The 10037-nt window shown below is 65.5% G+C and carries 11 protein-coding genes; 7 read left to right on the forward strand and 4 right to left on the reverse strand.

Annotation, left to right across the window (positions count from 1 at the left end; genetic code table 11):
- Window positions 1-35 precede the first annotated feature (35 nt).
- The 4 genes from upp to MJ956_RS17870 all read right to left on the reverse strand — a co-directional run bounded on the left by upp (window position 36) and on the right by MJ956_RS17870 (window position 3544).
- Complete coding sequence (gene upp, locus MJ956_RS17855; protein ID WP_253965791.1) at window positions 36-665, reverse strand: uracil phosphoribosyltransferase; 630 nt, start codon at window positions 663-665, stop codon at window positions 36-38.
- A 36-nt stretch (window positions 666-701) separates the two neighbouring features.
- Entirely contained in the window at window positions 702-1697 is a 996-nt protein-coding gene (locus MJ956_RS17860) for an adenosine deaminase (protein ID WP_253965802.1), read from the reverse strand.
- Window positions 1698-1750: 53 nt separating this feature from the next.
- Window positions 1751-2944: a phosphopentomutase gene (locus tag MJ956_RS17865; RefSeq protein ID WP_253965792.1), complete on the reverse strand. Its 1194-nt coding sequence runs from the start codon at window positions 2942-2944 to the stop codon at window positions 1751-1753.
- Between the two features lie 135 nt (window positions 2945-3079).
- Window positions 3080-3544 carry a pilus assembly protein N-terminal domain-containing protein gene (locus MJ956_RS17870; protein ID WP_253965793.1) on the reverse strand — a complete coding sequence of 155 codons (465 nt, stop codon included), beginning with the start codon at window positions 3542-3544 and terminating at the stop codon, window positions 3080-3082.
- A gap of 234 nt (window positions 3545-3778) precedes the next feature.
- Here MJ956_RS17870 and MJ956_RS17875 point away from each other — a divergent pair, with 234 nt between their 5' ends.
- The 7 genes from MJ956_RS17875 to MJ956_RS17905 form a co-directional block, all read left to right on the forward strand.
- Window positions 3779-3952, forward strand: a complete 174-nt coding sequence (locus MJ956_RS17875; protein ID WP_253965794.1) for a Flp family type IVb pilin — start codon at window positions 3779-3781, stop codon at window positions 3950-3952.
- A 174-nt stretch (window positions 3953-4126) separates the two neighbouring features.
- Window positions 4127-4648 carry an A24 family peptidase gene (locus MJ956_RS17880; protein ID WP_253965795.1) on the forward strand — a complete coding sequence of 174 codons (522 nt, stop codon included), beginning with the start codon at window positions 4127-4129 and terminating at the stop codon, window positions 4646-4648.
- Window positions 4649-4769: 121 nt separating this feature from the next.
- Entirely contained in the window at window positions 4770-5591 is an 822-nt protein-coding gene (cpaB, locus tag MJ956_RS17885) for a Flp pilus assembly protein CpaB (RefSeq protein WP_253965796.1), read from the forward strand.
- Window positions 5588-7192 carry a type II and III secretion system protein family protein gene (locus tag MJ956_RS17890; protein ID WP_423724906.1) on the forward strand — a complete coding sequence of 535 codons (1605 nt, stop codon included), beginning with the start codon at window positions 5588-5590 and terminating at the stop codon, window positions 7190-7192. The genes cpaB and MJ956_RS17890 overlap by 4 nt, the downstream gene beginning before the upstream one ends.
- Before the next feature lie 20 nt (window positions 7193-7212).
- Window positions 7213-7938 carry a CpaD family pilus assembly protein gene (locus MJ956_RS17895; RefSeq protein ID WP_253965798.1) on the forward strand — a complete coding sequence of 242 codons (726 nt, stop codon included), beginning with the start codon at window positions 7213-7215 and terminating at the stop codon, window positions 7936-7938.
- Window positions 7932-9215, forward strand: coding sequence for a CpaE/TadZ family protein (locus tag MJ956_RS17900; RefSeq protein ID WP_253965799.1), 1284 nt, complete (start codon window positions 7932-7934; stop codon window positions 9213-9215). Before MJ956_RS17895 ends, MJ956_RS17900 begins: the two co-directional genes overlap by 7 nt.
- Before the next feature lie 28 nt (window positions 9216-9243).
- The coding region (locus tag MJ956_RS17905) for a TadA family conjugal transfer-associated ATPase (RefSeq protein WP_253965800.1) at window positions 9244-10037 on the forward strand (794 nt) is incomplete at its 3' end.

Consider the following 10037-nt stretch of genomic DNA (forward strand, 5'->3'; position numbering starts at 1 on the left):
CCCGGAAGCCGGCGGTGGCCATGCGGATGGGCCGGCTATTTGGTGCCGTACATCCGGTCGCCGGCATCGCCGAGGCCGGGAACGATATAGCCCTTGTCGTTGAGATGGCTGTCGATCGCCGCGGTGAACACCGGAATATCCGGGTGCGCGGCGCAAAACCGCGCGACGCCCTCGGGCGCGGCGAGAAGGCAGAGGAAGCGGATGTTGCGGGCGCCGCGCTCCTTCAGCTTGTCCATCGCCGCGATGGCGGAATTGGCGGTCGCCAGCATCGGATCGACGACGATCACCAGCCGGTCGGCCAGATCGTCCGGCGCCTTGAAGTAATATTCGACCGGCTGCAGCGTCTCATGGTCGCGATAAAGGCCGATATGGGCGACGCGGGCGGCCGGCACGAGGTCCAGCATGCCTTCCAGGAGGCCGTTGCCGGCCCTGAGGATGGAGGCGAAGACCAGCTTCTTGCCTTCCAGCACCGGCGCGTCCATCGCCTCCATGGGCGTTTCGATGCGGATGGTGGTGAGGTCGAGATGGCGCGTCACCGCGTAGCATAGCAGCGTCGAGATCTCGCGGAGCAGCCGGCGAAAGCTCGCCGTCGACGTCTCCTTCTTGCGCATGATGGTGAGCTTGTGTTGGACCAGCGGGTGGTCGATGACGGTGACGCCGTCCATGGGGCCTCGCTTTCTGCCTGCGGATCGTCCGATGCTCTAATGCCTCGACGGCGGCGCGCCAAGCGAAATGGCGTCGCGCACCAGCCTGTCGAGAAGCCGCTGGCGGGTCGCCGGATCGACGAAGGCGGCCTCGATGGCGTTGCGGGTCAAGGCGAGCAGCCCGGCCCGGCCGATCCCGGCGTCTGCGGCGAAGCGGTATTCGGCGGCAAGATCGGTGGCGAAGAAGGGCGGATCGTCGGCGTTCAGCGTCACCTTGACGCCGGCCTCGACCAGGCGGCGAAGCGGGTGCGCGGCGGCGTCGGGAAAGATGCCGAGCGCCAGATTAGAGCCGGGACAGACTTCCAGCACGATACCGTCCGCCGCGATCCGCCGGACGAGATCATCGTCCTCGATCGCGCGGACGCCGTGACCGATGCGTTGCGGTTTCAGCGCCGCGATCGTGTCACGCACGCTGTCCGCACCGCGCAATTCGCCGGCATGGGCGGTCAGGCCGAGGCCGGCATCGCGAGCGATGTCGAAGGCTTTGGCGAAGTCGCGCGGCGCGAAGCTGCGCTCGTCACCGGCGAGGCCAAAGCCGGTCAGAAGCGGCTCCGACATCGCGCCGGCGACGGCAAAGCGCGCGGCGGCTTCGACCCGCCCGGCGCCCAGATGCCGGACGCCGACGACGATCATCCGGGCTTCGATGCCGGTGGCATGGCGGGCGCGGCGGACCCCTTCGGCAAGGCCCGCGAGATAGGCTTGCGGCGCGGTTCCTCCCGCCTCGGCGTGATCGGGCGAGATGAAGAACTCGGCATGGATCGTCCCGGCGTCCGCGAGCCGCGTCAGATGATCCTCGGCGAGCCGGGCGAAATCGTCCGCGCTCTGAAAAACCGTCGAGGCGCGATCGTAGGCGGCGAGAAAGCTGGTGAAGTCGTGCCAGACATAGGCGCCGTCGCGGATGATGCCGCCGAGATCGATGCCGTTCCGTTCGGCCAGTTCCAGGACCAGCGCCGGATCGGCGGCGCCCTCGATATGGCAGTGCAATTCCGCCATCGGTACCGTGCCGCCGCGACCGGCGCGCGCGACCGCCGGGGACGTGTCCTGGTTCACAGGAAGCTGGTTCCGTGGCGGCCGGCGGAGAGGCCGAGATGGGCGGCGACGCTTTCGCCGATATCGGCGAAGGTCTCGCGATGGCCGATGCCGCCGGGCGCGACGTCGGGGCCGAAGACCAAGACGGGCACGTTCTCACGGGTGTGGTCGGAGCCGCGCCAGGTCGGATCGCAGCCATGATCGGCGGTGAGAACCGCAATATCGCCCGGCCGGAGCCTGGCCTCCAGCTCCGGCAGGTGCGCGTCGAAGGCCTCCAGCGCGGCGGCATAGCCGGCGACGTCGCGGCGGTGGCCGTAGAGCATGTCGAAATCGACGAAATTGGCGAAGATCAAATCGCCGTCCTTTGCATCGTCCAGCGCGCAGAGCATGGCATCGAACAGCGCATCGTTGCCATCGCCCTTGCGCACTTCGGAAATTCCTTGATGGGCGAAAATGTCGCCGATCTTGCCGATGGCGATCACCCGTCGGCCGGCATCGACGGCGCGGTCGAGCAGCGTCGGTTCCGGCGGCGGCACGGAATAGTCGCGTCGGTTGGCGGTGCGGCGGAAGTCTTGTGCCGTCTCGCCGACGAAGGGCCGGGCGATGACCCGGCCGATATTCAACGGATCGACATGCCGGCGCGCGATGGCGCAGAGGTCGTAGAGACGCTCCAGGCCGAAATGGGTCTCGTGCGCTGCGATCTGCAGGACGCTGTCGGTGGAGGTATAGAAGATCGGCTTGCCGGTCCGCACGCTCTCCTCGCCGAGTTCGGCGATGATCTCGGTGCCCGAGGCGTGGCACTGGCCGAGGACGCCGGGAATCTGGCTGTCGTCGACGATCTGCTGGATGAGGGAGGCCGGGAAGGCGGGGATCTCCCGCGGGAAATAGCCCCAGTCGAAGAGCACCGGTACGCCGGCGATTTCCCAATGGCCGGACGGCGTGTCCTTGCCGTTCGAGACTTCGCCGGCCGAACCCCAGAGGCCGGCGACGCCATCGGTCGATGACCGAGCGGCGGCGCGGTAGAGGCCGAACCGGCGCAAATTGGGAAGGGCGAGGGGACCAGACCGCAGGCCGTCCCGATCGGCCTCGCCGCGCTCCGCCGCCGCCAGGATATGGCCGAACGTATCAGCCCCCGCGTCGCCGAAACTCGCCGCATCGCGCGCGCCGCCGATGCCGAAGGAATCGAGAACCATGAGAATCGCGCGCGCCAAAGGCCTGTCTCCGCTGCGGTGGATTTGCGTCAATCCCCGCGTGCCGAAGATAGTTCGTCGGGCTCGATTGGACAGGGGCGCCGAAGCGCCCCTTTCGGACCGAAGGCCGGTCTTGCGTCCTTCGCGATACGGCGACTAGCGCGCCGCGGCCTCGCTCGCCATCGCCTGACGGATGGCGTATTGCTGGTTCGCCTGCTGGAAGCTTTCCGTATCGTCGCCGATCGTCACGGTCGGCTCGCATTTCGGCGCGCAGGCGTAGGTGACCCGGCTCGCCTGGCGATAGACGCGCACCGTGTTGTTCTCGAAGGTCTGCACCGCGACCTGTTCATCGAGGATCATTTCGCCGGCCTGGTCGAGAATGACGATATTGGTAATGCCATAACTGCGCCCGGTCAGGACGAGGCGTTCCGAGCTCAGCACCTCGACATCGACGAGGGCCGGATTGCCGACGATGACCGTCGCGGCGGGGCGGTCGATTTCGATGATTCGGGCATGATCGACCGCGACGCCGAGCGTCGGGCCCTGATCGCCCGCACGCGCTCCGACGGACGCAAGCCCGAGGATCATAAAGGGCAACACGAGGCGGAGAAGGCGATTCATGAGACGGGTCCCGGTTCCGCGAATGTCAATCAGCCTGATCTATAAGGCGAGGCGGTAAACGTAGGATTAACCGGGTTTTATTGGTGTTTATTATCCATTCCGCATGGGAATGCATATAATGAAAAATCAACCAAAAACCTTAAGCCGATTGCAACAGGCGAGGCGTAGTTTCGCCCAATCCGATCGGCGGAAACAGTCGACGGGCGTGCTGTAATCGGGTTTCAAGGAGTTCCCATGTCCAAGCATTTCATGCGCTTCATCAAGGATGAATCCGGCGCCACCGCGATCGAGTACGGCCTCATTGCCGCTCTGATCGGTACCGCCATCATCGTCGCCGTCACCACGGTCGGCACCAATCTGTCGGCGACGTTCACGTCGATCGGAACAGCCGTCACCAAAAAGAACTGACGCGTGGCGAATGCCTAAGTCGGTTATCAAGCGCAAAAGACGGGAAACGTTGTTTCCTGTCTTTTTCGTATGGAGCCGAGGCGGTTAAAGCCGCCTTGACGGGAATGGATCGACAGTCATCGGCCTTTGCGGGCTGGCGCTGTCTTTGAGGTGGACGGGAGCCACGAAGCCGCGATGCTGAATCTCGCTATCCTGATCATCTTTCCATTCGCCATGGTCTACGCGGCCTGTTCCGATCTCGTCTCGATGACAATCGCAAATCGCATTTCGATCGCGCTCGTCGTCAGTTTCCCGGTACTCGCCCTGGCGATGGGCATGCCGCTCGGCGACATCAGCCTGCATTTCGGCGTCGGGCTGCTGACTCTCCTAGTCACATTCGGCCTCTTCGCGGCCGGCTGGATCGGCGGCGGCGACGCGAAGCTGATGGCCGCTACGGCGCTGTGGTTCGGTCCATCAACCGAGCTTGTGGAATACCTCCTGCTCGGATCGGTCTTCGGCGGACTTCTGACGATCGGCCTTATCCTCTCGCGCGGCATGCTGGCGCCCGTCACCGGCGTCGACTTCATCGACCGGCTTCTGGATCGCGACACCGGTATTCCCTACGGCATTGCCCTCGGGGCGGCCGGCCTCACCGTCTATTCCAACAGCGGCTGGATGGACACCGCTCTCAACGGCCTTGCCCGCTCCCCCTTCTGACGGGCCTGAATGTCGGCGGGTGCCGCATCGTCAGGGTTCGTTAACCATACATTGAGGGTTTGTCGGCGATAACCGACGTGAACAGCCGCAAGCAAGCGGCCCGGTTTGCGGGAGTTGTCCGATGAGTCTAGCGCGCATTGCAGTCGTGGCGGTCGCCCTTGTCGCGGCTGCCGGCGCCGGCTTCGTTGCCCTCAACCTGTCGCAGCCGGAACCTTCCGAACCGGTGATCATCACCGCCGCTCCGGCCGAACCGCCGATCAAGCTCGTCGACGTGCTGGTTACCACCACCGATCTCGCCATGGGCGCGTCCGTCGAGGCCGTTCTCGACTGGCAGAAATGGCCGGAGGACGGGATCGGCCCGACCCTGATCCTCAAGAGCGATCGCCCCGAAGCGATCGCGGAACTCAAGGGCTCGATCGCCCGTCAGTCCTTCTTCGCGGGCGAACCGGTGCGCGAAGCCAAGCTTATCCGTGCCGACCGCGGCTTCATGTCGGCGATTCTGCCGGCGGGCAAGCGCGCCGTCGCGGTGCAGATCGCGGCGGACACTTCCGCCGGCGGCTTTGTGCTTCCCAACGACCATGTCGACATCATCATGACGCGCCGAACCGCCAATTCCGACGGGCGCGGCGAGCAGGTGATCACGGAAACGGTGCTGCGCAATCTGCGCGTCCTCGCGATCGACCAGACGATCGAGGACAAGGACGGCGAGAAGGTTGTCGTCGGCTCGACCGCGACCCTCGAGGTCGATCCCGACCAGGCCGAAGCGCTGACCGCCGCCCAACAGATCGCCGACCGGCTGGTGCTGTCGCTGCGCTCCCTGGCCGACTCGGTGCCGGGTTCACCCGGCTATGCCGCCTTCCTGCTGGCCCAGGAGAATTCCCAGCGCGGCAAGATCAAGGTCGTGCGCTACGGCCAGTCCACCGACATCACAACGTCCAAATGACAGGCAGGTCGATGAGTCCTCGTAACCGATCCAAGATGGCGCGCGCCCTGCTTCGCCAAGCTGTCGCGGGCCTCGCCGCCCTCTCGACCGTGCTGACGCCGGTGCTGTCGACCGGGCCGGCGGCGGCCGAGCAAACGGTTGTCAATGTCCGGCAGGGAGCGCAGACCATCAATCTCGGTCTCAACAAGACCAAGGTCATCGTCCTTGCGGCGGACGCGCACGACATCCTCGTCGCCAATCCGGCGGTGGCCGACGCGGTGACCCGGGACGCGCGCCGCATCTATATCTTCGGCAAGCAGATCGGACAGACCAACATCGTCGTCTTCGATCGCCAGAACCGCCAGATCGCCTCGATCGACCTGAAGATCGAGCGCGACATCAGCGGCCTGGAGGCTTCGATCCGCAAATATGTGCCGTCCTCCGACGTCACGATCGAAATGCTCAACGACAATGTCGTTCTGACCGGCATGGTGCAGACGCCCCAGGACGCGGCCAAGGTGGAACGGCTGGCGCGGATCTTCGTCACCGGCGGCGAGGGAACGACTGGCCAGTATATCCAGTCGGCGACCGCGACCGGCGGCGCGGGCGGCGGCAACAGCGACGTCGCCTTCGCCCAGGAGGACCGCCGCCAGAGCCAGATCGTCAATCTCTTGCAGATCCAGGGCGAGGATCAGGTGACGCTCAAGGTGACCGTCGCCGAAGTGCAGCGCTCGGTCGTCAAGCAGCTCGGATTCAACGGCAGCGCGTCGGACGGCATTTCCTATGCCAACATCGACAATCCCTTTGGCCTGGGCAAGTCGATCAGCGACACCTTCGCGAAGGCCACCGGCAGCATCGGCGGCTTCGACATCACCAGCCAGGTCAACGCCATGGAGCAGGCCGGCGTCATGCGCACGCTGGCCGAGCCCAGCCTAACCGCGATTTCCGGCGAAAAGGCCAGTTTCAAGGTCGGCGGCGAGTTCGTCATTCCTCAAGGAAAATCAGAGACGCCCGAGACGCGGACGCCCATCCTCAACGCGGCCGGCAATATCGTCGGCTACGACACGACCCCCGCCTCGGTCGAATACGAGACCGCGAAGATCGATTACGGCATCGGCCTCGACTTTACACCGGTCGTGCTCTCGGCCGGTCGTATCAGCCTGAAGATCCGTACCAGCGTGTCGGAGCCGACCTTCGAGAGCCCGTTCAGCTTTCCGGGAGGGGTCGCGCCGGCCGTCACGCCTCCCGGTATCCGCAAGCGGCTCGCCGACACCACGGTCGAACTTCCCTCGGGCGGCTCACTGGTCATCGCCGGTCTCGTTCGGGATGAGGTCCGGCAAGTGATCTCCGGAACCCCCGGCCTTTCCAAGATCCCCATCCTCGGCACCCTGTTCCGCAGCCGCGACTTCCAGCGTTACGAGACCGAACTCGTCGTCATCGTGACGCCGTATCTGGTGCGGCCGGTCGCGCGCCAGGCGCTCGCCCGGCCCGACGACGGCCTCGGCATCTCGAGCGACGGCGCCGGCAACTTCCTCGGCCGCGTCAACCGCGTCTACGGCCATATGGAAACCAAGCTGCCCCCAGGCCGGTATCACGGCGTCGTCGGCTTCATCTACAAATGACCGGTTCGAGGAGATCGAAGATGAAAGACCTTTTCGAATCCGCGGGCGCCGAGCCCCGACGGCTCTCGCGGCGGCGCGGCGGCACAGTCCTCGCGCTCGGCGCGCTGCTGGTTGCCGGCGGATGCGCCAATGTCCAGCATGTCGAGGTCGGCGCCATCCCGGACGACTACCGCACGCGCCATCCGATCGTCGTCTCGGAAGCGCAGACGGCGGTCGATATCCCGGTCGTCGCCTCCGACGGGCGCCTGTCCTATGCCGATCGCGGCCGCGTCGAGGATTTCGCCGACCGGTTCCGCGCCTCCGGCGCCGACACGATCCAGGTGCTGCTGCCGACGGGATCGGCCAATCAATACGCCGCCGACCGGCTCTCCGGCGGCATCGTCAAGGCCTTGCGCGGCCGCAAGATCGCCCGCGACCGGATTTTCGTCCAGCCCTACTCGGCGGCGGGAGCGAGCGGCCCGGCGCCGATCCGCCTCGCCTATTCGTCGCTGGTCGCCAAGACCGGCCCCTGCGGGCGCTGGCCGGCGGATCTCGCCGATACGAGCGAGAACAAGAACTACTTCAACTTCGGTTGCGCCAGCCAGCAGAATCTCGCCGCCCAGATCGCCGATCCGCGCGATCTTCTGTCGCCGCGCGGCATGGACTCGAGCGACGCCGAGCGGCGGACCACGATTCTCGAGAAATATCGCAAGGGCGAGCGGACGATGGCGCAGCCGAACGACACGGAGGCTGACTACCAATGGTGAGCGCGGAGACGATCAAGGAAGATGTGTCGTTCGGCGTGCCGGACGAGGCAGTGGATGCGAGCGCCGGGCTGGACAAGGTCCGGCCGATGCCGCGCATCTCGATCCAGGCCTTCTGCGAAACCGACGGGGTTTCCAAGCCGATCGAAAAGGCCGGCTCGGATCGCCGCATGGCGAAAACCCATCTTCGCGTCAACATGGGCGGCATCCGCGCGGCGACCGAGCATTTTTCCGGCGCGCCGACCCCCAATCTGGTGCTGCTCGAATCGAAGCTCCCGCCGGACGAGCTCATCGCCGAACTCGAGGCATTGTCGGAGGTCTGCGACCCTGGCTCGAAGGTGGTCATCATCGGCCACTACAACGATGTCGCACTCTACCGCGATCTGGTGCGCCGGGGCATTTCGGAGTATCTCGTCGCGCCGATCTCGATCGCCGACGTCATGACCGTGATCGGCGGGCTGTTCACCGCTCCCGACGCCGAGCCGCTCGGCCGCTCGATCGCCTTCGTCGGCGCCAAGGGCGGCGTCGGGTCCTCGACCATCGCCCACAACGTCGCCTGGTCGATCTCCGAGCTGTTCTCGAACGATGTGGTGCTCGCCGATCTGGATCTGCCGTTCGGCACGGCGAACATCAATTTCGATCAGGACCCGGCCCAGGGTATCGCGGAAGCGGTATTTTCCGCCGAACGGATGGACGACGTCCTGCTCGACCGGCTGCTGTCCAAATGCGCCGAACACCTGTCCCTGCTGGCGGCCCCATCCGTCCTCGACCGAACCTACGACTTTTCCGCCGATGCCTTCACCGCGCTGATCGAAACGGCCCAGCGCGGCGCCCCCGTCGTCGCGCTCGACGTGCCGCATGTGTGGAGCGACTGGACCCGAAGCGTCCTGGCGGAGGCCGATCAGGTGGTCATCACCGCGACACCGGACCTCGCCAATCTGCGCAATGCCAAAAATCTCGTCGACATGCTGAAAAAGCTGCGGCCGAACGATCGTGCCCCGCATCTCATCCTGAACCAGCTGGCGATCCCCAAGCGGCCCGAAATTTCGCCCGACGAATTCTCCGAGCCGCTCGGCCTCGAGCCGCTCGCCCGGATCGTGTTCGACCCGCTGGCGTTCGGCAGTGCCGCCAACAACGGTCAGATGATCGCCGAGGTCGACGCCAAGCACGCCGCCGTGGAGGCATTCCATCAGATCGCTCACGTCCTGACCGGGCGCGGCGAACCCAAGCGGTCGAAAAAATCGGGCCTGTTGGACCTTCTTCGTCGCAAACAGGCGTAGCCGAACCACTTTCGGGAGCAGCATCATCATGTTTGGAAAGCGCGGGAACGACAAGCCTTTCAGCGGCACGGCCACCTTGCCATCGCCGCCGAAGTCGGTCGCGCCATCGGCCGAGTATGCCCGGCCGGCCGAACCGACCGCAAATGCGAAGGAGCCGCCGGCCAGGGCACCCGCCGAGGCGCCTCGACCTGTCGAGCGTGCCCCGATGGCACGATCCGACAATTATTACGAGCGCAAGACCCAGGTCTTTGCGGCGCTGATCGATACGATCGACCTTTCGCAGCTCGCCAAGCTGGATGTCGAGAGCGCCCGCGAGGAAATCCGGGACATCGTCAACGACATCGTCTCGATCAAGAATTTCGCGATGTCGATCGCCGAGCAGGAGGATCTGCTCAGCGACATCTGCAACGATGTGCTGGGCTACGGACCGCTGGAGCCGCTGCTCGCCCGCGACGACATCTCCGACATCATGGTCAATGGCGCGCGCCAAACCTTCATCGAGGGCGCGGGCAAGGTGCAGCAGACCAATGTGCGGTTTCGCGACACGCAACAGCTCCTGAACATCTGTCAGAGGATCGTCAGCCAGGTTGGCCGACGTGTCGACGAAACCTCGCCGATCTGCGACGCGCGCCTGCCCGACGGCTCCCGCGTCAACGTCATCGCGCCGCCGCTGGCGATCGACGGCGCCGCCCTGACGATCCGCAAGTTCAAGAAGGACAAGCTGACGCTCGACCAGCTGGTCAGCTTCGGCGCGATTTCGCCGGAGGGCGCCCAGATCCTTCAGATCATCGGCCGGGTACGCTGCAACGTCGTCATCTCCGG

The organism is Aurantimonas marianensis (assembly GCF_024195285.1).
Classification (GTDB): Bacteria; Pseudomonadota; Alphaproteobacteria; order Rhizobiales; family Rhizobiaceae; genus Aurantimonas; species Aurantimonas marianensis.